Raw genomic sequence first — 21,074 nt, 5'->3', positions numbered from 1 at the left:
GCCTTTTGGTGCAGATTGAGCGTGTCACACGGCTTCTGTGTCACACGGGTGGCGGGTACGAGAACTGAATAGAAGTGGACCGTGTGCACGTGTGTCACACTGGATCCTCTGCCGGATTGGCGTAGTGGTAACGCAGCTGCCTTGTAATCAGCCGTCGCGGGTTCGATTCCCGCATCCGGCTCTCTGCCGAGTGGGCCAGTCGGTCCTCCGTGCTTGGAATGGACGCTCAGGACGATCCGGGTGCCGGCCAGCCGACTATCGCACGTCCGGGAATGTGTCCCGTCCAAGGGCGGGTAACGGGAGCAGGTGCTCACTCCCGAGAAGGTCTTGACGCTCCTCTAACAAGCTGTCACTGCCCTGGGCGCGGGTTACTGTGCTCTAGAACAGAGGATTGCCTCTGCATCGGCGGCGAACTCGTCGCTCGTGGAGGTTGACGAGTCGTGCCGCACGGTGAGTTGGCCGCGACGAGCCCTTGCCTTGGCGACGAAGCAAGCTTTGCGAAGCTGTAGTCACAGGTGCCCGTCGGAGAGCAGCTTAGCCGTCAGATGAGGGTCCATCCCGGAAGAACCAATCCGATCAAGCTCCGAGAGGCGCTGTTGTAGGTGGTGCAGTTCTCGGACCTCCAGTTGGTGATTGTGAAGAGCGAGGTTCACCTCACACTCGAGATCAACCCACGCAGCCCAGAGAACAAGCAAAGGCTCGGGGACGTTGCCCTCATCGGGTGGTCCCTCCCGCCAACCAAGACCGCGCAGTCTGGATCCGGGGTCTAACCGATCCATCTTGGATTCAGCCTCTCTCTGACGGCGTCGGCCCGTCTCGTATGCGCGACGAACGGTCTCCCAGGGATCGCTGATTTCTTCCAGCTGACCCCGGATCTCGCTGCGTTCATCATCGATCCACGTCACGCGTCAATTCCCCCTGATCCGCCGAATGCGTTCTCACCATAACGCCCATTCGATGCCTTTTTCGCTGAGGCTGGGATGAATCAACAACTTTATTGGTGGAGCCGGTCGCGCGTGTTCACCTAAGCCTGTCTCGTGGGTTCGGGTGTGTCGGAATGGTTCGATGGCCTAGCCACGAGACATACTCATGGATGAGGGGGAAGCGCCAGGTGACAGCAGAACAGCCAGAAATGCAGCCTTTGCCATGGGCTCTGCGCGCGGGGGCTATGCCTTCCATGCCAGGTTCGGGGGTGGACTGGGTACGAACGCTTCGCGCGGTCCTGCAGGATCTAGAAGCCGGTTCATATAACGACCCGCAAGCTCTCGTCGTCAGTGGGACGGGAGGTAAACCCCAAACTCTCGCATGGTATGCCAACCAACTCGCTCCCGCTGGACTGCTGGAGCGAACCAGCGATGTGGGCGTTCAGCCCACTGTGTATGCTCAGGCGTGGCTGCATTCGCCGGATCCTGAAGCCACATTGGCGATGACATTCCACCGCCATATCCGCTATATCGGCGAACTCCTGCAAGCCCTCGCCACCGATGCAAGAACCATACGCCAGCTGCAAACGTCCGCCAATGAGGACTTTCGTCTGGGTTGGCAAGGACTCGATCCCGTGCGCCGGAGGGTGAAGTGGCTCAGCAACCTCGGGTTCGTGCAGGAGGTGCACGATCGAAACTACAGCCTGACGCCGGCGGGACAGGCGCTTCTTGAGAAGGTTGCTGTACAGGATCCGAAAGCCCTCTGGACGGCCGATGAAGATGAGGTATTCGTAGCCGAGCTGCCGGCTGCCGGGCCGATAATCCAAGGTCTCCTGGACGCCTTGGCTGGAGACGATACCCTTCACCAGAGTCGACGGCAGGGCGTGGGGTACCTCCCTAGCCGAGGAGCGGACACACTGCTGGACACGCTCAGGGCATTGACCTCTCTTGCTGTTCCCGAGGTCACCGTCGACGGTTTCGAGGCGCATTGCCGCGAGCACTTCGGGATCAAGGCAAGCTCTGCGCGGTCGGCCCTCAGCACTCTTCGCGCTGCAGGGCTCTACAAGCCGTGTGGACGGAATCGGTTCACAGCAACCGCGGCCGCTAGGGCATGGCTCGAAAGCAATGCCGACGTCGATCTCGTCCGCATACTTCACGCGAACTTCCGATTCGTAGGCGAACTCCTTGCCAAGGTGGACGAGCTCAAGCGTGCACCAGATCTGCACAGGTTCGCCATGACCGAATATGGACTTGAAGGAGCAAATCCCCAACAGACGGCAAGGACCATGCAGATCCTGCGTTCCGCCGGCTTGCTTCAGGAGACCGGGTACGCGCAGTACATGGCCACTGCGACTGCCAAAGCGCTGTTGCGGGAACTGCCTCTGTCCCCATCGAAGAGCGATCAGGAGCACAACCTTCTGTTGCAGAACCTCGAGGTGTCCTCAGAGGATGGGGAAGTCGAGCAGGTGGCTGCCGTAGTGGATGAACTTCGCGCCGCATCTGTGGACTCGATGGCACCGCGACGATTAGAGCATGCGGTGAAGGACGCATTTTCCCAGCTCGGCCTCTATGCTCAGCAGATCGGTGGATCGGGCGACACCGACGTCCTCGTCGAACTAGGACGGGGGGCCTTCTCCCGAGGCAAGGCTATCGTCGACGCCAAATCATCGGCGTCGGGGGCGGTCGGCGAGAAGGCCATCAACTTCCAGGCTCTGCGAGAGCACCGGACCAAGAATGGGGCCGATTACGCTGCAGTAGTGGGGCCGTCGTTTCCAGACGGGCGTCTTCAGCAGTGGGCGAGAGAAGAACGAGTTGCTCTGCTCCCCGTCGATCGTCTCGTCGCCCTGCTTGAACGTCAAGCAGTTACCCCGCTGTCGCCTGAGGAGCTCGTGTCGCTCTTCGATGGGTCTGAGGGCTGGGCCGTGCTTGAGCAAACGTGGGCTGAAAGAGACCGCCGAAACCATCTCATCAGACTCGTCGTTCAAGCACTGGCCCGGGAAGCCGAAGAGGATGACCCGCTCCTCGGTTCGGCGCTTGATCTCGTCGGAATTTATCGCGACCTCCGCGACCAGATTCACCCACGCCCAGACGCGAAGGAACTCCAAGCGGTCCTGGACTTTCTGGTGTCGCCGTTCGTAGCGATTGCCCGTCAGGACAAGAACGGATACTCCCTTCGAGAGCTGCCCATCACAGGCAGCCTCAGACTAAAGTCGCTGGGAGCTGTTCTGCACGCTGCCGGATAACTGACCAAGTGGCCGGAACGAACTGGCAAGAGCCGCCACTCGCGCGGATATGCAAAGAGCGCCCGTGGGAGCATAATCCATGATGACGGACGCGATAAGATCTGATGCCCCGATCCGCGCCCGCTCCTCGGGAGGCAGCTCGAGACCGTGGACCTTCTCAGCCACGGTCGTTTTCTCCTAGTAGGTCAGGAGAGTCAGGAACCGGTCGGGATAGGCGACCGACAGCACCATGGAGAGCAGAACCGCCTTGCACCCCGGGAACGAGATCGTCAGCCTCCCATTGATCAGACCGGGGAGCCGATCCTCCAGCGGCTTGCCAGTGCCGAGCAGCAGGTAGTCCACAATCTGCCTGACGTGGGCTGCTCCGTAGTCCGGGTTGTGGTCGAAGGCAACGAGGGACGTGCTCTGAATGCCGGGGTCAGCGCCCTCATCGCCTGCGGTGCACGCCCGCAGAGCGGCGGGACCAGCGGCGCGAAGGCTCGCTTGGCTGAAGACGTGCTGGTACTTCGTCCGGAAGGCCGGTACGCGCGGATCGAGCCCTGCGGCTATCGGAGGAAGGTGGGGATCAATCGGCGCATCTTCGCGCGTCGATCATCGCGGGCTTCCCGCTCAGCTGCCTCAAGCAGTCGCTTGTAAGTGCCTTCATCTGCGATCTTGGGGACCTTCGCCGCCGGGATGCGTCTGCGGGCCTTTTGAGTGCCCGATCTCTTGGAGTCAGCTCGCATGTCTTCCCTCCGATCCGTTCTGATACATCATGGGTCGTGGCTCCGACATTATCTCTTGCTTGTGGAGGCGCCCGCGATGCTGAGGACGTTGGCCGCGAGTGTCGCGATTGCTCTGTCATGCCCGGTCAGGTCTCCTGGGCGTGGAGCGTCAATCGTCAGCATGCCGACAGGTCCGTCCTTGCTACGGATGGCGGCCGAGATGAAGGTCGCATACCCACTACCGCTACCTTGCCAGCCGGGATCTACCTGGCTCACGTCCCGTATGAACTTGGCCGGATCGCCGCTGTCGACGAAGTCCAGTGCGGCTGCACCGCGTTGGGTATCACGTGTGAAGGCGCCGCTGGGAAGCCGGTCTCCGGAATGCCTGAGCGGTAGCAGCGTCTCGTCTTCGTACTTGTAGACCACCACTCGTACATCGTTCACCACTTTGGCATAGGCACGCCCCAAGGAGTGTGCCACATCCGCAGCCAATGCGACGAAGGCGTGGTGCCGGTTCTGCTTTCCACTTGGAAGATCGTCTGCAATCCTTCGGGCCACATTGGCGAGCTGATCGATCAGGATCTTCTCATCTGCGGAAGACCGGGAAGCTTGGCTCCCCCAGAGGTGCTCGGTGCCCTTCAGCCCGACCCAAATAGCCAGAGTCACTGCGCAGGCGATGGCGACTCCGAGCCTCCCCGAGGCTAGCCAATCGGTCTGGGGGTCGGCTGCAAAAGTGCCAGCGATCGCGCCGATCAAGACAGTGAAGCTGAAACCGGCGAGCCACTTGGCGCGAGAAAGCCACCAAACCAAGGTGCTCACGTCGTCCACCAGCCGGTGCGCTGCGCCTCGTGTCCGGCTAGAAATCCCCATGAGAGCAAATGCTAACGCTCGCGCAAGGGAGGAGGCGCTGGACGGACGGCGCATACTCGGTGTCGTGGCTGGCCTGGATGACACGAGATCCCCGGGGCTTCCCCGGCCGCGTCACCGCGCCTGAGCCTGGCGGCCCGGTGACGCGGCCGGCGAAGCCCATGCCCGGTCTGGCTCCGTCTCCGGCTGGGAGGACGGCACCGGGCGCACAGTGAAGGGCTTCGCCATGGCCTGGGCCGCCGGCGTCGTGCTCGTGCAGTACCTCGGTGCGGGCAGCTACCATCCCACGGCCCGCGAGATCTGGACCGAGGCCGCCAACGTGACACAGCGGAAGCTCGAGCCGCAATGGTTGGGCAGAGACTGACATGTTCGGTGGCTCGCGGAGCGTGCGCCCCTGCTAGGCTCGGGCGGTGCCTGAGTCGCCCCTCCCATCCAAGACTGCGGTCCGCAACGCCGGCTCCAACACGTCGCCGGCACCGGCTGCCGCCCGGCCGAGGCGCTCGGCCCGCGTGGGAGGACGTGCACCTGGACACGAGCAGCCGCTTCGGTGCGGGGGAGGGCGCAGGTGCGCGCGGCCGAGGCCCTCGCGCGAGCAGCTACGACCGCAGGGTGCAGCGCGCGCCGCAAGGGCCTGCGTTGCCATCGATAAGCGGCTCGGGATCCAGACTCCGGGGTGGGTGCTGGCCCTCTACCAACGAGGACCCGGGTTCGAAGTACGGGTCCGAGCGAGGGCGTGGTCCTTGGGTGCACCATGGCGGCATGACCGTCGAACCTGCACGCCGCCTGCCGGACGCGGGGCGAGCGTGTTCGAAGGAGGCGTGCAGGTGACAGAACGATCCCGGCCATTCCGCCCGAGCTATTCGGGCATGCGGATCAAGACGGGCGCCGGCTCCCTCATCAGTAACGACCTCAGCCTGAACGAGGAGGAGGCGGACCGTGCCGTCGCTGCCCTCCTGGCCAGGGCACGGAAGGCCGTGGCAGACCGAAAAGCGGCCAATCAGGCGATGCAAGGAAGACAAGGTGACGGGGGCGCAACCGAGACGTGGTGCCAGGAAGGCCCCCGCTGAGGCAGCACCGTCCGGGCGCGAGCACGAGCCCGTCCCAGTCCTCCATCTGGGCAGCCCGGCCGAGTACCGACCCAGTACGCCACCTTTCCACGGGTCCGGAGCGCGGTGTCCACGAGCACGATCCTCGCCGAGCTGCGCGGAGAGCGCTGAGGCCGTGCTGCCTGACGGACGGGCCGAGGAGGCCGAGGTTATGGGGGAGCGCCGGCCTCGCACCAGCAAGGCTCTCAGAGGGCCGCCAACGGATGCGAGCCCCAGTCAGCGGCGAAGGAGCTAACGGAAGCCGTGGGCGGTGGAGCCACTGCGCACCAGCTGGCCGACATCGATCTCCTCGTCGAACACCTGGCGGCCGCGTTCACCCCTGAACAGGCCCGGCTCTGGCTCGAAGGCCAGAACCCGGCCCTGGGTGCCCGCCCGATTGACGTATTCCGCCTCGGCGGAGCCACCCCAGTAATCGCTGCTCTTTGCGCCCACCCGCAGCCGGCCTTCGCGTAGCGGGGGCCCGGGAGGCCAAGGCCTGGGACCCCGACGCGGGGCCATACCAGGGCCGCGGTGGCTCTATTCGGAGGGCATCGCTACTTTGCGCCCTAGGGGGCTCACCTCTATGACGACAGCCCGGGGCACCAGCTTCGCCTTGGGTCGACTCGAAGGGTCGGCTGTTCGAGCTCGTCGTCCTCCAGTTCGAAAGGGGCAACGGGACGCTCATCCATGCCATGAATGCCAAGCCGCAGTACTCGACTTCCTCGATTCTCCCCGCAGAGCGGTACCAGTCTGGGCCGCGCCGGTACCCGGAGCGGCCCACACCCGGTACCAGGGCGGATTTCGGGGCGAGCGCCAGATGTTCGCGGCCGTTCAGGCCAGGATGGGCAAGGGGTTGACCTCGAGCCGGTCGTGGTCGACGACGAGCTCGACCATGCTGTCCTTCCACATCTCGTCGGCGGCGAGCACCTCCACCTTGGTGCATGACCCGTCCTGCCATTGCAGGAGGTCTGTGTAGCGGACATGCCAGTGGCCGCACAGGACGATGCGCGGCCGGAGCGTATCTACCACGCGCTGCAGGAGCTCGCGGGTCACGTGCGCACGGGCGGCGAGCTCCGGCGGGAGGTCCGGGTCCCGCAGGCCCGTCACCCCGGCGGGGGCGTCATGGGTGAGGAGGATGTCCAGGCGCCGCCCTGCGGCGTTCTCGACCAGTAGGGCGGCTTCGGCCTCGGTGGGTTCCTCCTCGGCCGCCCACAGCGACTTACCCTCGACTCTCCATGCAGCGTCCACTGAGAAGGCACCCCCTAGGCTGCCGATGAGCGCGCCGTCGATCTCGAGGACCAGGCCGCGGGGCAGGTAGGTCAGCCGGTCAGTGAGCCGGCGGGTGCCGTCGGATTGCAGTGGGAGGCCCCTGAGGGGGGGGGCGTCGTGGTTGCCGTCGGCCCAGTAGAACCGTGCCGAGGACTGCTCCATGAAGAAGTCCAGGCGGCGAACCACCTTGTCCCGGCCCAGGCCAGGCCAGAGGAGGCCGCAGTCGCCGACCTGCAGCATGGTGTGGATGCCGGCAGCCCGGATCGTCTTCGCAGCCAGCCGTGCGGCCATGACGTTCCCGTGCAGGTCACCCAGTACAGCGAAGCGGGCCATCATGACTCCTCGAGGCTACGGATGGACTGGACGGGGGTCGTCATGCGGAGGGTCGCCACACCATCGGTCCTTACTCGGAGGTAGAAGGCGCCTTCGACACCTGGAGTGATTATCAGGATCCCGATCAGCGGCAGGGTCTCACCATCGCGACGCAGGTCGGCCGAGATGTCCAGCTCGCTCGCCGGGTCTACCTGGCGTGGGAGCCGAGTCACTGTGGAGGTGCCGTCCGCGCGCAGATCGAACAGGTGGGTGGTTCCCGAACTGGTGGTCACAAGCCAATGGCCGGTGTCTAGGTCGGTCAGGGTCTGCATCGGTGACTTCCTCTACCGGTTCGGCATTCAGACAACGGGTGTGGGCGGACGCTCCGGTGCCCGACCATGGCGGGGGCTTCACTCGGCGGTCTGTTGGTTGGGTGCCGCCTCCGAGTGACGCGAGGCCGAGGGAAACTCCACGGCGAGGAAGGCGACCTTGTCGTCCTGCACGTAGTGGTAGCGGAGGTCTCTGGTCGCATCGACATACTGGGGCAGGCAGTTGAGGAAGGTGTTGAGATCGCGGACGGAGACCGAGTCCGAAAGGTCGAGTCTGACCTGTACTGCCAAGGGGCACTCCTTGTTTTAGATGGTGATTTGTGCCACATGTCCAACTAGTTGGACAGACAACAATGTCCCATCTTAGTGACATGGAACGATGCCCGTTCCCCGCAAAGCGTCCGCCGAACAGCTCGAGCTCTGGGCTACTCGGCGGAAGGCAGTGGGGGCTCGTCTACGCGAGCTGAGGCTTGAGCGAAATCTGACGCAAGAGCAGCTCGGGAACGCGGCTGGCATGGAACGGAAGACCGTTCTCTACGTTGAATTGGGCCAGAGGAGTCTGGGTTACGAAAGGCTGTGGGACATCGCTGCTGTTCTCAGGGTCGATGTCCGCGAGCTCCTCGTTCCGCCTGAGACTGTGCCAGGACGGATTGTCTACAGGGGTGGTCGCCGCCGCCACCGAGATCGGAACTTGGGCTCTCGAGAGCCAACTGCCGATGCCTAGTGCTCCTCTGCGAAGATCGGCGTGCTCCCGCCCTTCCCTCTAGGTCTCCTACTGACTTCGGTGTGGGACGTAACAGGGGTCGAAACCGACTTCGTCGGCCCAGACGCTGCTCCACGCGCCAACTGTGCCTTCTGGTGGCGATACAGTGTCGCCCGGCTCCAGCCCACCAAAGCGGCTGCTTCGGCCGCCGTGTGACCCCTTCCTCGGGCAGCCGCCACGATCGCCAGCTTCTCGGTGACCACCTTATGATCTGAGGAGGGTCGCCCAAACCGGATCCCGGATGCTCGGGCGGCTGCGATTCCGGCGCTCACCCTCTCTGAAATGAGCTCGCGCTCGTACTCGGCAAGGGTCGCGAGCATGTTCAGCATCAGCCTTCCCGAAGCAGTGTCCGGATCCATCCCGTCTTGAATAGAGCGCACACTAATCCCGCGCTCGCGCAGCTCGTCGACAGTCGTGAGTACGTCCAGGAGGGAGCGTCCGAGCCGATCCACTCGCCAGACCACGACGACGTCCCCGGGGGTCGCGTATTCGAGGAGTCGGACCATCCCCGGACGCCCGGACGCGGCCTGACGCCCGGACGTGACATCGGCAAAGATGTCGCGCGGCTCGACCCCCGCCCCGATCAGCGCATCGCGCTGAAGCTGGGCATCCTGAGCCGCCGTGCTCACCCGCGTGTATCCCAAGAGCCTCATGGTGCACATTGTGCCCCGAAAACCCTTAACCCGGATACCTGAGACACCGATAGGGGCGAGCCGACTTTCCGAGACACACTCGACCGCGGAACGGCGCGGATAAGCGGCAGCGGTGCGTAGTGGTGCCCCTTGTCTCAAAACCTCTAGGTTTTTGAGGCAATCATGATGTCCTCGTGCTCGAGGAAGGGGATCACGTCCCGGGCTCGTCACTTGGCGGTTGGAGTGGTCACTCATTCAGCTGCACTCCCGCACGTGCCGACAGGCACACCTTATACGTGTACTGGCGGTGCCTCCCTCACAGGCCGCGCGGCGCGTAGCGTCGAGACCTGCAACCATACGGAATCGGGAGAACCACTCATGAAGGCAGCAATCTTCAAGGCAGCACGCGATGTGGAGATCGGCGAACGCCCTGACCCGGTGATCCACGACCCGACTGACGCGGTCGTGCGTGTCGTGCGGGGCTGCGTCTGCGGCTCGGACCTGTGGTACTACCGCGGCATCAACCCGCACAAGGTCGGCAGCATCGGCCACGAGTACGTCGGCGTGATCGAGGAGGTCGGCGCGGACGTGAAGGATCTCGCCGTCGGCGACTTCGTCATCGCCCCGTTCACCTTCAACGACGGCACCTGCCCTGCCTGCCAGGCGGGCTTCCCTTCCAACTGCGAGCACGGTGGAGCCTTCGGCAACGGAGAGACCGACGGCGGCCAGGGCGAGTTCGTGCGGGCCCCGTTCGCGGATGCCACGCTCGTGAAGGTGCCGGGCTCGGACTTCACGGACGGGCAGTTGGCCTCGTTCACCGCCCTGTCCGACGTCATGTGCACGGGCTACCACGCAGCGGTCAGCGCCGGCGTCAAGGAGGGCGACACCGTGGCTGTCGTCGGCGACGGCGCGGTCGGCCTCAGCGCCGTGCTCGGTGCGAGGCTGCTCGGCGCGAAGCGGATCATCGCCCTGAGCCGGCATGCCGACCGTCAGGCGGTGGCCAAGGAGTTCGGCGCCACGGACATCGTCGCCGAGCGCGGCGAGGAGGCCATCGCCGAGGTGCTGCGCCTGACTGACGGGGTCGGGGTGGATGCGGCCCTGGAGTGCGTGGGCACGGACCAGTCGATCGAGACCGCGGCGGGGGTCACCCGGGCGGGCGGCATGATCGGCGCCGTCGGGGTGCCGCTGTACGAGGAGTTCACCTACCAGAGCATCTTCTGGAAGAACGTCGGCATCAAGGGCGGCGTCGCCCCGGCGCGGAGGTACATCCCGGAGCTGCTCGAGCGCGTCCTGGCCGGCGACATCAACCCGGGCCTGGTCTTCAACTTCACCACCGACCTCGACCACGTGGCCGAGGCCTACGCCGCCATGGACGAGCGCCGCGCGATCAAGTCGCTCCTGCGCGTCGGCAGCCTCTGACATGGCTGCCGCCCGGTGGGACATCTGATGCAGGCCTCACAGCAGCAGGCCAGGGCTGAGGTCCTGGCGAACTGGCGCGCCCAGCTCGAGGCCATGGTCCAAGGGGACACGGAAGCCCTCGGCGAACTCCTCGCCGAGGGCTTCACCCTGACGCACATGACCGGCTACGTCCAGCCCAAGGCAGAGTGGCTGGCACAGATGCGGGAGGGGCAGTTCGTCTACCACACGGCCCAGGAGCGGGACACCTCCCTGCAGCTGGAAGGGGACCGTGCCCGCCTCGTCGGGAAGATCATCACCGACGCCACCGTCTACGGGGCCCGCACGACGTGGCGGCTCCAGCTCGCCGTCGACTTCGCCCGCACCCCAGCCGGATGGCTGGCCGCCCGCACCGAAGCATCGACCTGGTGACCCGCGCGGCCGCAGCCGCGCGGGCCATCGCTGCGCTACCGGGCGTGCCGTGTACGGGGCAGGACCAGGGCCACGACGAGGACCACCGCGGCGGCCAGGATCACGCTCGCCGCCTCCAGGGCGCTGTGGACGCGGGCCCCGACCGCGGCCGGGGCCATGGCGTCCCCGGCCGCGCCGCTGCCGACGGCGACCAGCACAGCGAGGCCGACAGAGCTGCCGAGCTGGTGGAAGGTGTTCACCACCCCGGAGGCGGCGCCGGCCTCGGACGGGGCCACCTCCGTGATCGCGAAGCCGGTCAAAGGCGCCAGGGCCAGGCCCTGGCCCACACCGATCACCACCATGGGGACGGCCACCGCCACCAGGTACTCGCTCGCCGGCCCGGCCTGGCTCAGCCAGAGCATCCCGGCGAAGGTCAGGACAACCCCGGCCAGCAGCACCAGCCGGGCCCCGAAGCGGGCGACGAGTCTCGGCGCGGCCATCGCCACGGCGAAGTTCACGGCGCTCATCGGCAGGAACCCCGCCCCGGCCTGCAGGGGCGTCCAGTGCAGGACCTCCTGGAGGAACTGCGTGGTGAAGTAGAAGAAGCCCATCATCGCGGCCATGTAGAGCATCCGCACCGTGTAGGCACCGACCCGCACCCGGTTCCTGAACAGTCCCAGGGGCATGATCGGCTGCGCGCTGCGGGCCTCGTTCAGGACCAGGAGCCCCAGCAGCAGGATCCCGGCCGCCAGGGGAGCCCACGCCTGCGGCGCGGCCCACCCGTAGTCGGCCGAGGAGACGATCGCGAAGACCAGAGCGCCCATGCCCAGGGTCGACAGCAGCGCCCCGGCGACGTCGAACCGGCCTCGGCCCCGGCCCATCTGCGGGATGAACCGGACGCCCATGGCGATCATCGCGACCCCGATCGGGAAGTTCAGGTAGAACCCGGCCCGCCACGAGAGGAGGTCGGCCATCGTCCCGCCGACGACGAGCCCGAGGCTGGCCCCGATGCCGGCCACCGCTGCGTAGAGGGCCACGGCACGGTCGCGGGCCGGCCCCTCCTCGAAGGTGGCGGTCAGCAGCGAAAGGGAAGACGGGGCCAGGACGGCGGAGCCGATGCCCTGGAGCGCCCTGGCCGCGACCATCCACCAGCCTGCGGGCGAGGCCCCCACGAGGACGGATGCGAAGGTGAAGACCACGAGGCCGGCGATGAACATCCGCCGCCGGCCCACGATGTCCCCGGCCCGGGCGCCCAGCAGGAGGGCCCCGCCGAAGGTGAGCGTGTAGGCGTCCTGGACCCAGGCCAGCTCCGTGGGCGAGAAGCCCATCGTCCGCTCGATCGCCGGCAGGCCAGTGAAGATGATCGAGTTGTCCAAGATGATCATGAAGTAGCTCACCAGGATGATCGCTAGGATCGCCCCCCGATGCACCGGCCGCCCTTCCGCCGTGTCCTGGCCCGTTGCAGTCCCCTCAGTCAAAGCCATCTCTCCATCCAGATCTCTCGCCGGCAGCTTCCCTTCAAGACAATCCGCTCCCGCAATGCGGAAGAAGTGACCGCTCATCCGTGTACTGGCAGGGCGCCCCACGGGCCTCGCCTGCGACGTAGCCTCGAATCATGGACAGCAGAACGGAGGTGCGCGACTTCCTGCGCACCCGGCGCGCCAAGGTCACCCCGGAGCAGGCCGGGATCGTCGGCGGGAGCCGGCGGCGTGTGCCCGGGCTCCGGCGCGAGGAAGTCGCCCTGCTCGCCAACGTGAGCGTGGACTACTACGCCCGGCTCGAGCGCGGCGATCTCTCCGGGGTCTCCGAGGAGATCCTCGACTCGATCGCGCGGGCCCTCCAGCTCGACGAGGCCGAGACCGCCCACCTTTTCGACCTCGCCCGCGCCGCGCAGCGCCCGCCGGCTGCGCGCCGCCGCGCCTCCTCGAAGCCGCAGGTGCGGGAGAGCCTGCAGCGCCTCCTCGACGCCGTCACCGACGCCCCCGTGTGGGTTCGCAACGAGCGGATGGACTTCGTCGCCATGAACGCCCTCGGCAGGGCCCTCTACGCGCCCGTGCTGGAGGGCGGCGGGAACCCGCCCAACAACGCCCGTTTCCTCTTCCTCGACCCGGCCGCGACCGAGTTCTACCCCGACTGGAAGAAGAACATGGACGAGGTCGTCGCCACCCTGCGCGGCTACGCCGGCCGGAACCCGCACAACAAGGGCCTGACCGACCTGATCGGCGAGCTCGCCGCCGGCAGCAAGGACTTCAGCACCCGCTGGGCAGCCCACGACGTCCGCTTCCACCGCACCGGCCTCAAACGCATCCACCACCCCGTCGTCGGCGACCTCGAACTGGACTACGAAGCCATGGAACTGCCCGCCAACCCGGGCTGGACCATGTTCGCCTACACCGCCCCACCCGGGTCGCCCAGCGACGAACGCCTCAAACTCCTGGCCAGCTGGGCCGCCACGAACGTCCAGGCAGAGACCCGGACGCCAGAAGAGCTGCCCACAGACTCCGGGCGAGACGCCTGACAGGGAAGGCCCGGCTGATCACCGGCGCCGGCAGCCGCCCCGGAGGGGGGGCATCACCGGCCGCCCAGGCCGAGCTGGCCGCATCCACCGACCTCCCCCCGGGAACGAGAGGAACCATCCGCATGCCCACCGAGAACGCCCGCCGCAACCACGACGCGCTCTTCCCCGGCCACGTGTCCACCCTCGCGGAGACCGACCCGGAGCTGGTCGAGTACTTCGACAACTTCGCCTTCGACGAGGTCCTCGCCCACGACGACCTCGACCCTCGGCTGCGCCTGATGACCCAGCTCGCGTCCCTGATCGCGTGCCAGGCCCTCGGCGAGTACCGGGTCATGCTCGGAGCCGCGCTGACAGTGGGCGTCACCGCGGTCCAGGCCAAGGAGGTCCTCTACCAGGCCGTGCCCTACGTCGGGATGGCCAAGGTCTTCGACTTCCTCCACGCCACCAACGAGATCCTGGCCGAGCGCGGCGTCGAGCTGCCACTGCCCGGCCAGTCCACCACGGACCCGGCAACCCGGGTGCAGGAAGGCCTGGCTGTGCAGAAGCGCATCGTCGGCGCCGATGCCGTCGACGCCATGCGCGCCAACGCCCCCGAGGACGAGAAGCACATCCACCAGTACCTCGCCGGCAACTGCTTCGGCGACCACCTCACCCGCACCGGCCTCGACGTGCCGACCCGGGAACTGCTCACCTTCGCGATGCTCGCCTCCCTCGGCGGCTGCGAACCCCAGCTCGCCGGCCACGTCCGCGCCAACCTCAACGTGGGCAACGACCGCGCCCTGCTGCTGGACGTGCTCACCCAGCTCATCCCCTACATCGGCTACCCGCGCACCCTCAACGCCCTGCGCGTGCTCGACCAGACCACCCTGAAGGAGAACCCATGACAGACCGCCCCCAGAGCGTCCTCGTCGTCGGCGCGACCGGCAGCGTCGGCCGCCACGCCGTCGCCGAGGCCCTTCGCCAGGGCTACACCGTCCGGGCCCTCGTGCGGAACCCCTCCCCCTCCCGCACCCGCACCCTCCCGCCGGCTGCGGCGAGGTTCGTCGGCGACCTGACCAGGCCGGAGACCCTCAAGGCGGCGGTCGAGGGGGTCGACGCCGTGGTCTTCACGCACGGCTCGAGCACCAGCGAGCCGGACGTCAGGGAGATCGACTACGGCGGCGTCCGCAACATCCTCTCGGCCCTCGGCGGACGGCCAGTGCGGATCGCGCTCATGAGCGTCATCGGCGCCACCCGACGCGGCTCCGGCTACGCCGAATGGAAGCGCCGCTCCGAGCGGCTCGTCCGGGCCAGCGGCAACCAGTACACGATCGTGCGGCCGGGCTGGTTCGACTACAACAGCCCCGACCAGCGCACCATCGTCATGCTCCAGGGCGACACCCGCCAGTCCGGCAGCCCCGCCGACGGAGTCATCGCCCGCGACGAGATCGCCCGCGTCCTCATCGACAGCCTCAGCACCGACGCCGCCGACCACAGGACCTTCGAACTCGTCTCCGAGCGCGGACCCGAGCAGGACGACCTCGCCCCGGTCTTCGCAGCCCTGGCCGCCGACCCGGCCGGCTCCCTCGACGCCGCCGAGGACGCCGAGAACCTCCCGCTCGAGGGCGAACCGGCAGAGGTCCGACGGGACCTCGACGAGGTCGCCTCCGCCAGCCCCGAGCAGTAGCCGACGGACCTGCCCGTACGCATCGCATTCCAGACAATTCCGACCCCTGTGCACCCTCTCCCCGGTGCACTGTGAAAGGCATGACCATGGAACTCACTCTCAACAACGGCGTCACGATGCCAGCCCTCGGTCTGGGGGTCTTCCAGAGCGCCCCGGAGGAGACGACCGCGGCCGTGGAGGCCGCCCTGGCCGCCGGCTACCGGCACATCGACACCGCGGCAGCGTACGGCAACGAGCGCGAAGTGGGGGAGGGCCTGCGCCGCTCCGGCCTCGACCGCTCCGAAGTGTTCATCGAGACCAAGGTCTGGGTCAGCGACTACGGCTACGACCAGACCCTGCACGCCTGGGAGAAGGCTGCCGCCAAGCTCGGCCTCGACCAGATCGACCTGCTCATCCTCCACCAGCCCGCTCCCGACCGCTTCGAGAAGACAATCGACGCCTACAGGGCACTGGAGGCCCTGCTCGCCAACGGGCGTGTGCGCGCCATCGGCGTCAGCAACTTCATGCCACACCACCTCCAGCGGCTGCTCGCTGCGACCGACATCGTCCCCGCAGTGAACCAGGTGGAGCTCCACCCCTACTTCACCCAGCCCGAAGTGCAGGAGACCGACGCAGCGAACGGCATCCTGACCCAGGCTTGGTCGCCCATCGGAGGCATCACCTTCTACCCGGGCTGGGGCAACGAACGCAGGAACGTCATGCAGGACCCGGTTATCGGGGAACTGGCCACGACGCACGGCAGGACCCCCGCCCAGGTGATGCTGCGCTGGCACCTCCAGCAGGGCCGCTCGGCCATCCCCAAGTCAGTCAACCCCGGCCGCATCGCCGAGAACTTCGACGTCTTCGACTTCGAGCTCACAGCCGAGGAGCTCGCCCGCATCGATTCCCTCGACACCGGTGTGCGCAACGGACCCGACCCCGACCAAGTGCGCGCCGAACGGTTCGCCATGGTCATCCCAGAAGCCTGAGACAGAAAGGAAGGAGCACCATGAGCAGCGTCACCGTCGTCATCGGAGCCGGGTCGATCGGCCAGGCCATCGCCCGCCGAGTCAGCCCCGGACGGCACGTCCTGCTGGCCGACCTGAAGCAGGACAACGCCGACGCCGCGGCCGCCGTCCTCGCTGACGCCGGCTTCGACGCCACGACCGCCGTCGTCGACGCCTCGTCCCGGGAGTCCGTGCACGCCTTGGCAGCGCAGGCAGCGGGGCTCGGCGATGTCATCGCCGTCGTCCATGCTGCAGGCGTCTCGGCCAGCCAGGCCAGCATCGAGCAGATCCTTCGCGTCGACCTGTATGGCACCGCCGTCGTCCTCGAGGAGTTCGGGAACGTCATCGCCCCGGGCGGGGCGGGCGTCGTGATCGCCTCCCAGTCCGGGCACCGGCTGCCCGCCCTCACACCGGAGGAGGACCGCCAGCTGGCGACGGCCCCTGCCGACGAGCTCCTCACCCTGGCAATGCTGCAGCCGGAAAGCCTCAGCGATGGCCTGCACGCCTACCAGATCTCCAAGCGCGCCAACGTACTGCGTGTCCAGGCCGAGGCCATCCACTGGGGAGAGCGCGGAGCCAGGGTGAACGCCATCAGCCCCGGCATCATCATCACCCCGCTCGCCCGCGACGAGCTCGCCGGCGCCAATGGGGCCGGTTACCGCCGCATGCTCGAGCTCACCCCCGCCGGGCGCGCCGGCACCCCCGACGAGGTCGCCACCGTGGCCGAGCTGCTCCTGACCGACCGTGGCGCGTTCATCACCGGAAGCGACATCCTCATCGACGGCGGCGGCACGGCCTCCCACTTCTACGGACCCCTCGCGGGCCTCGCGCCCACGCCGAAGGTGGAGGAGCAGGCGTAGGCCCTCACCACCGGGGCTGAAGCGCCACGAGCGAATCCCACGTACTGACAGGGACTGCCGGCCCCGATCGGGGACGATGCCCGGCGTGGACAGCGCAGGTCGCGCCGACCCACGTCGACAGCGAACAGAAGAGGAATAAACATGACGGACAGCCACTTCGACCAGATCTTCCCCCTCGGGCAGCACAACGACGCGTATGCCCAGTACTTCACCGGGCAGAGCTACCTCGCGCCGCTCATCACCCAGGGGAGCGTCGGCGTCAGCAATGTGACCTTCGAACCGGGATGTCGCAACAACTGGCACGTCCACCATGGAAGCGGAGGCGGCGGCGACCAGATACTCCTGTGCACGGCGGGCAGCGGCTGGTACCAGGCCGAGGGCGAGGCCCCGACCAGCCTCGAGCCCGGATCGGTGGTCCGCGTCCCGGCGGGCACCAAGCACTGGCACGGCGCGAAGGCCAATTCATGGTTTAGCCACCTCGCCTTCATCACCCCCGGTCAGGACGTCAGCAACGAATGGCTCGAGCCGGTGACGGACGAGGCATACCAGAAGCTCGCCTGAATGACTATGGCAGCTTGGTTCAGGACCGGTGTGACGGGGTGGGTTCTAAGGATCGTCGCAACACCTGAGTAGTTTCAGGAGTTGTGTTGGCAGATGCGAAGTCTCGTCAGAGGATGCCCGGGGCGGTCGGGAAGACCGCCGAGCGGGCGAGGTACATCGAGCTGACCCGTCAGGGGCTGAACAATGCCGAGATCTGCCGGCAGCTCGGGATTCCCAGGAAGACGGGGAGCAAGTGGCGCAACGGCTACAAGGACCGCGACAAGTCCGGAGTCGTCCGCCATTACGCACCCATCGTCGAGGCTGCCCAGCGGGCTGAGAGGACGATTTCGGAGCGGTTCCTCTCGGAGGACGAGCGGGTGGCGATCGCGGACATGCTCGCCGCCGGACATAGCCTGCGGCGGATCGCCGCCACCCTCGGCCGGGCTCCCTCGACAGTGAGCCGGGAAGTGCGCCGCAACAGCGACGGGGCAGGAAAGTACCGCCCGTTCCACGCCCACAAGCTGGCCCAGCGTGCTCGACGGCGGGAGCGCAAGAGCAAGATCGCCGCCAGCCCCGAGCTGCGCGCCGAGATCCAGGAGCTGATGGGCAAGCGCTGGAGCCCGGCCCAGATCAGCCGGCACCTTCGCACCAGCCATCCCGACGACCCGACCCGGCGGGTCGTGCACGAGACGATCTACCGGGACATCTACGACTGGCGAGGCGGGGCTCTGCGCCGGGACTCGGCCCGGCTCCTGCGGACCAAGCGCAACCGGCGCCGGCCCTCCAGGCTCGTGCCCCGCCGCCGCTCCCGCTTCGGCCCGAACGTCCTGACGATCGCCGACCGCCCCTTCGAGCCCACTGACCGCACCATTGCGGGCAACTGGGAGGGTGATCTGATCATGGGCAGGAACAACTCCTCGGCCATCGCCACGCTCGTCGAACGCACGAGCAGGTTTCTGCTGCTCCTGCGCGTCGACGCCGCCCACCGGGCCGACAGCCTCAGGGACAGCCTCATCAAGGCCTTCCTCGAGCTGCCTGAGGGGATGCGCCGCTCGATCACCTGGGACCAGGGCTGGGAGATGGCCCGGCACGCAGAGATCACCCTCGCGACCGGCGCCGCCGTCTACTTCTGCGACCCGCACTCGCCCTGGCAGCGCGGGACCAATGAGAACACCAACCGGCTCCTGCGCGACTACTTCCCCAAACGCACCGACCCGAACGTGCACGGCCCCGCGAAGCTGAGGGCTGTCGCTGCCGAACTCAACGCCCGACCGCGGAAGACGCTCGGCTGGGCCACCCCGCAGGAACGATTCGCTACCCTTCTGGCAGGAGGCAGATAGCCGCCGGTGTTGCGACGAGCAATGGAATCTGCCCCGTCACCCTGGTCCTCGTTCGGGTTGACATGGCCACGCCCGCTTGCGAAGTCGCTCTTCATCTCCGAGGCCACGGTGAAGACGCACCTCGTGCACATCTACGCGAAGCTCGGCGTGGAGAACCGGACGGCGGCGATCGCCGAGGCCCGGCGTCGCCGCATCATCCGGGCGTAGGCGCTCGGCCCGGCGCTGCTCGACGGTCGTGGCCAGGATGACCCCGAAGGCGACAGCCGCCCCGACCAGGGTCTCCACGGCACGGTCACGGGTGAGGACCTCTCCGGGCACCGCGCTGACGAACTGCCCCAGCAGCAGCGCGACCGGCGTCATGAACACGAGGGCGACGCTGTAGTGCCGCACCACGTAGACCTCTCCGACGAACTGGAGGGCCGCGAGGCCCACGGCGAGCTGGAGCGGGGACCAGTGCACCGAGAGCAGCGCCCCCGTGAGGACGACGCCGCCGAGGGTCCCCACCGCGCGGTGGACGGCGCGGACGAGCGCGCTGCTGGCATCCGCCGCTGCGATCGGCGCGCAGGCCGCCACCATCGCCCAATAGCTGTGGCCGAGCCCCGCCGACGTGGCGACGAGTCCGGAGAAGCCGGTCGCCGCGAGGTAGCGGCCGCCGTGGCGCACCATGCGGCGCAGGCCAGGGCGGGGCGGCTCCACGAGGCCGCGCTCGGGCGTGCGGCGGCGGGCCCAGGCGCGCCCGGCGAACCCGAGGACGAGGACCACGGCGACGCTGCCGGCGGCCGCGGCCCCAGCCTCCCAGGGCGCGCGGGAGAAGGGCACGGCCGCGCTGCCCGTGAAGGCGAACAGGGGGAAGAACGGGCCCATCGGGCGCAGGCGCAGCACGTCGGAGACGACCGAGAGGACGCCGGCGAGGACCACCGTCAGGAACGCGACGGGCCACACCCCCGCCCCGGCCCGGTTGGCCGCGACGCCCAGGAGCACGCACAGGGTCATGATCGCCCCCGCCTCGGTCTGGTGCCTGAGCCGCAGCCAGTGGGGCTCCACCCGCCCGTAGACCCCCGTCAGTGCGCCGAACATGGCGTAGACCGTGAGGTCGAGCCGGCCCGCGAGCACGAGGGCCACGAGCGGTACCGCGATGCCGAGGGCGACGCGCAGGGCCGGGAGGCGGTGGCCGTCTCCCGGGGGCATGCGGAAGAACTGGCGGGCGTGCTCCTTCACCGGGCGGGCTTCCTCTTCTCAGTCGTGGGATGGGCATCCGTATAAGAATATTCGTATACGAACAATTCCAGTCTAGACTTGCCTGTGACCGCGGGACGGCCGCGGGCGTCGTGATATTGGACTCGGGCAGGGGCGGATGGCGGAGGAGCTCAACGGGGAGGTGTTCCACCTCATGCGGCGCCTCATGCAGGACCACGCGACCGCCTGGCAGGCGGCGGTGCCTGAGCTGACCAAGGCGCAGTACGCCGTCATGCGTGCCGTCGCAGAGCACCCCGGCATCGAGCAGGCGAGGCTCGGAGTCGCCGCTGCCACCGGCAAGGCCACCCTCGCCGAGCTCCTCGGCCGGCTCGAGAAGCGCGGGCTCCTCGAGCGCACGGTCGATGCCCGCGATCGCCGGCGCCGCTACGTGGCCCTCACGGATCAGGGCGCCGAGCTCCTTGAGAGCTGGCTCCCCGCCGTCCGCCGCGTCGACGAGGCGATGCTCGATGCGGTCAGCCCCGCCGAGCGCGCCGACCTCATCCGCCTGCTCCGCGCACTGCTCCGCGACACCCAGTAGCGCTCTTCCCCCGGGCACAATGGACCGGTGACCTCCCTGGCCCTAGGGATTACCATGACCGCCGTCGCCGAGGGGCTCGCGTTCGGGGCCCACTACAGCCTGCCGCAGGACGAGTTGCTGAACGGGTTGCTGCCTGTCGTTGTGTCGGGAAACGGCGTGCTGCAGTGAACGCCCCCGAGCGTGGGTGGCCTTGCATTGTTCGTCCCGCGAACTCTGCTTCTGCGAGAGCGGCGGACATCGACAACGCCATGGTGCGCAGCTAAAAAACACCGCGCCGGTCCCCTGGAGACTACGGACATCGTGGGCTTGGACCTCCGGCTCAGCATCGCCAATACCTGCAGTCGACCCTCGGCGCCCGGTTTGCCCCGCCGCTGATCCTGCGGGACGTGGTGGCCCGCGGAGAGCTAGGCCGCAAATCCGGGGGGAGGGCTTCTTCGACTGGAGCTGAACCTCGCTG

Annotated in this window: 21 protein-coding genes, 1 tRNA gene and 4 pseudogenes; 16 read left to right on the top strand and 10 right to left on the bottom strand. The window is 67.5% G+C overall.

Annotated features, from left to right (window positions below):
- The first annotated feature begins 110 nt into the window (after positions 1 to 110).
- Positions 111 to 181 (top strand) — tRNA-Thr (locus ACVWWH_RS17625).
- Between the two features lie 328 nt (positions 182 to 509).
- Here the strand turns inward: ACVWWH_RS17625 and ACVWWH_RS17620 are convergent.
- The gene (locus ACVWWH_RS17620) at positions 510 to 905 is read right to left on the bottom strand and encodes a hypothetical protein (RefSeq protein WP_457317443.1); all 396 of its coding nucleotides are present in this window, start codon (positions 903 to 905) and stop codon (positions 510 to 512) included.
- A gap of 206 nt (positions 906 to 1,111) precedes the next feature.
- Here ACVWWH_RS17620 and ACVWWH_RS17615 point away from each other — a divergent pair, with 206 nt between their 5' ends.
- On the top strand, positions 1,112 to 3,166 hold the full coding sequence (locus tag ACVWWH_RS17615) for a restriction endonuclease (protein WP_457317442.1): 2,055 nt from the start codon (positions 1,112 to 1,114) through the stop codon (positions 3,164 to 3,166).
- A gap of 177 nt (positions 3,167 to 3,343) precedes the next feature.
- Here ACVWWH_RS17615 and ACVWWH_RS17610 read toward each other — a convergent pair whose 3' ends face one another.
- Together ACVWWH_RS17610 and ACVWWH_RS17605 are read right to left on the bottom strand one after the other, a co-directional pair.
- Positions 3,344 to 3,508 carry a hypothetical protein gene (locus tag ACVWWH_RS17610; protein ID WP_457317441.1) on the bottom strand — a complete coding sequence of 55 codons (165 nt, stop codon included), beginning with the start codon at positions 3,506 to 3,508 and terminating at the stop codon, positions 3,344 to 3,346.
- 431 nt (positions 3,509 to 3,939) lie between these two features.
- Positions 3,940 to 4,689, bottom strand: coding sequence for a hypothetical protein (locus ACVWWH_RS17605; protein WP_457317440.1), 750 nt, complete (start codon positions 4,687 to 4,689; stop codon positions 3,940 to 3,942).
- Positions 4,690 to 4,948: 259 nt separating this feature from the next.
- Between ACVWWH_RS17605 and ACVWWH_RS17600 the strand changes: the two genes are divergently transcribed.
- A complete protein-coding gene (locus ACVWWH_RS17600) occupies positions 4,949 to 5,101 on the top strand; it encodes a hypothetical protein (protein ID WP_457317439.1) in 153 nt (50 codons plus the stop codon).
- Positions 5,102 to 6,074: 973 nt separating this feature from the next.
- Here ACVWWH_RS17600 and ACVWWH_RS17595 read toward each other — a convergent pair.
- The 4 genes from ACVWWH_RS17595 to ACVWWH_RS17580 form a co-directional block, all read right to left on the bottom strand.
- A complete protein-coding gene (locus ACVWWH_RS17595) occupies positions 6,075 to 6,275 on the bottom strand; it encodes a hypothetical protein (protein WP_457317438.1) in 201 nt (66 codons plus the stop codon).
- Between the two features lie 378 nt (positions 6,276 to 6,653).
- Positions 6,654 to 7,424 (bottom strand): metallophosphoesterase family protein, encoded by a 771-nt coding sequence (locus ACVWWH_RS17590; protein WP_457317437.1) that lies wholly within the window; start codon positions 7,422 to 7,424, stop codon positions 6,654 to 6,656.
- Entirely contained in the window at positions 7,424 to 7,735 is a 312-nt protein-coding gene (locus ACVWWH_RS17585; RefSeq protein WP_457317436.1) for a hypothetical protein, read from the bottom strand. The genes ACVWWH_RS17590 and ACVWWH_RS17585 overlap by 1 nt, the downstream gene beginning before the upstream one ends.
- A gap of 78 nt (positions 7,736 to 7,813) precedes the next feature.
- Positions 7,814 to 8,023 (bottom strand): hypothetical protein, encoded by a 210-nt coding sequence (locus ACVWWH_RS17580; RefSeq protein ID WP_457317435.1) that lies wholly within the window; start codon positions 8,021 to 8,023, stop codon positions 7,814 to 7,816.
- An 88-nt stretch (positions 8,024 to 8,111) separates the two neighbouring features.
- On the opposite strand from ACVWWH_RS17580, the gene ACVWWH_RS17575 reads away from it, so the two are divergent.
- Positions 8,112 to 8,456, top strand: a complete 345-nt coding sequence (locus tag ACVWWH_RS17575; protein WP_457317434.1) for a helix-turn-helix domain-containing protein — start codon at positions 8,112 to 8,114, stop codon at positions 8,454 to 8,456.
- A gap of 125 nt (positions 8,457 to 8,581) precedes the next feature.
- On the opposite strand, the pseudogene ACVWWH_RS17570 reads toward ACVWWH_RS17575, so the two are convergent.
- Positions 8,582 to 9,148, bottom strand: a pseudogene (locus ACVWWH_RS17570) (recombinase family protein); the annotation flags it as partial.
- Positions 9,149 to 9,505: 357 nt separating this feature from the next.
- Between ACVWWH_RS17570 and ACVWWH_RS17565 the strand changes: the two are divergent.
- Positions 9,506 to 10,546 carry a zinc-dependent alcohol dehydrogenase family protein gene (locus ACVWWH_RS17565; RefSeq protein ID WP_457317433.1) on the top strand — a complete coding sequence of 347 codons (1,041 nt, stop codon included), beginning with the start codon at positions 9,506 to 9,508 and terminating at the stop codon, positions 10,544 to 10,546.
- A gap of 27 nt (positions 10,547 to 10,573) precedes the next feature.
- Complete coding sequence (locus ACVWWH_RS17560) at positions 10,574 to 10,954, top strand: nuclear transport factor 2 family protein (RefSeq protein ID WP_310078293.1); 381 nt, start codon at positions 10,574 to 10,576, stop codon at positions 10,952 to 10,954.
- A 35-nt stretch (positions 10,955 to 10,989) separates the two neighbouring features.
- Here the strand turns inward: ACVWWH_RS17560 and ACVWWH_RS17555 are convergent, their stop codons facing one another.
- Positions 10,990 to 12,330: an MFS transporter gene (locus tag ACVWWH_RS17555; RefSeq protein WP_457317432.1), complete on the bottom strand. Its 1,341-nt coding sequence runs from the start codon at positions 12,328 to 12,330 to the stop codon at positions 10,990 to 10,992.
- A 218-nt stretch (positions 12,331 to 12,548) separates the two neighbouring features.
- Here ACVWWH_RS17555 and ACVWWH_RS17550 point away from each other — a divergent pair, with 218 nt between their 5' ends.
- The 8 genes and pseudogenes from ACVWWH_RS17550 to ACVWWH_RS17515 form a co-directional block, all read left to right on the top strand.
- Entirely contained in the window at positions 12,549 to 13,451 is a 903-nt protein-coding gene (locus tag ACVWWH_RS17550) for a helix-turn-helix transcriptional regulator (protein WP_457317431.1), read from the top strand.
- A 122-nt stretch (positions 13,452 to 13,573) separates the two neighbouring features.
- Complete coding sequence (locus tag ACVWWH_RS17545) at positions 13,574 to 14,335, top strand: carboxymuconolactone decarboxylase family protein (protein WP_457317430.1); 762 nt, start codon at positions 13,574 to 13,576, stop codon at positions 14,333 to 14,335.
- The gene (locus ACVWWH_RS17540) at positions 14,332 to 15,117 is read left to right on the top strand and encodes an SDR family oxidoreductase (RefSeq protein ID WP_457317429.1); all 786 of its coding nucleotides are present in this window, start codon (positions 14,332 to 14,334) and stop codon (positions 15,115 to 15,117) included. Before ACVWWH_RS17545 ends, ACVWWH_RS17540 begins: the two co-directional genes overlap by 4 nt.
- Before the next feature lie 86 nt (positions 15,118 to 15,203).
- Positions 15,204 to 16,085 (top strand): aldo/keto reductase, encoded by an 882-nt coding sequence (locus ACVWWH_RS17535; RefSeq protein WP_307115902.1) that lies wholly within the window; start codon positions 15,204 to 15,206, stop codon positions 16,083 to 16,085.
- 20 nt (positions 16,086 to 16,105) lie between these two features.
- Positions 16,106 to 16,963 (top strand): SDR family oxidoreductase, encoded by an 858-nt coding sequence (locus ACVWWH_RS17530; protein ID WP_457317428.1) that lies wholly within the window; start codon positions 16,106 to 16,108, stop codon positions 16,961 to 16,963.
- A gap of 141 nt (positions 16,964 to 17,104) precedes the next feature.
- Positions 17,105 to 17,524, top strand: a complete 420-nt coding sequence (locus ACVWWH_RS17525) for a cupin domain-containing protein (protein WP_457317427.1) — start codon at positions 17,105 to 17,107, stop codon at positions 17,522 to 17,524.
- A gap of 113 nt (positions 17,525 to 17,637) precedes the next feature.
- Complete coding sequence (locus tag ACVWWH_RS17520) at positions 17,638 to 18,843, top strand: IS30 family transposase (RefSeq protein ID WP_457317426.1); 1,206 nt, start codon at positions 17,638 to 17,640, stop codon at positions 18,841 to 18,843.
- A gap of 69 nt (positions 18,844 to 18,912) precedes the next feature.
- Positions 18,913 to 19,050: pseudogene (locus ACVWWH_RS17515) on the top strand (LuxR C-terminal-related transcriptional regulator); the annotation flags it as partial.
- Positions 19,051 to 19,107: 57 nt separating this feature from the next.
- Here ACVWWH_RS17515 and ACVWWH_RS17510 read toward each other — a convergent pair.
- Positions 19,108 to 19,509, bottom strand: a pseudogene (locus ACVWWH_RS17510) (FUSC family protein); the annotation flags it as partial.
- Positions 19,510 to 20,197: 688 nt separating this feature from the next.
- Between ACVWWH_RS17510 and ACVWWH_RS17505 the strand changes: the two are divergent.
- Positions 20,198 to 20,617 carry a MarR family winged helix-turn-helix transcriptional regulator gene (locus ACVWWH_RS17505; protein ID WP_457317425.1) on the top strand — a complete coding sequence of 140 codons (420 nt, stop codon included), beginning with the start codon at positions 20,198 to 20,200 and terminating at the stop codon, positions 20,615 to 20,617.
- 221 nt (positions 20,618 to 20,838) lie between these two features.
- Positions 20,839 to 21,065: pseudogene (locus ACVWWH_RS17500) on the top strand (3-hydroxyacyl-CoA dehydrogenase family protein); the annotation flags it as partial.
- Positions 21,066 to 21,074: the final 9 nt, after the last annotated feature.

It is taken from the genome of Sinomonas sp. RB5 (assembly GCF_054063535.1).
The sequence above is the reverse complement of the archived record's forward strand: the minus strand, read 5'-3'. Positions and strand labels throughout refer to the sequence as shown.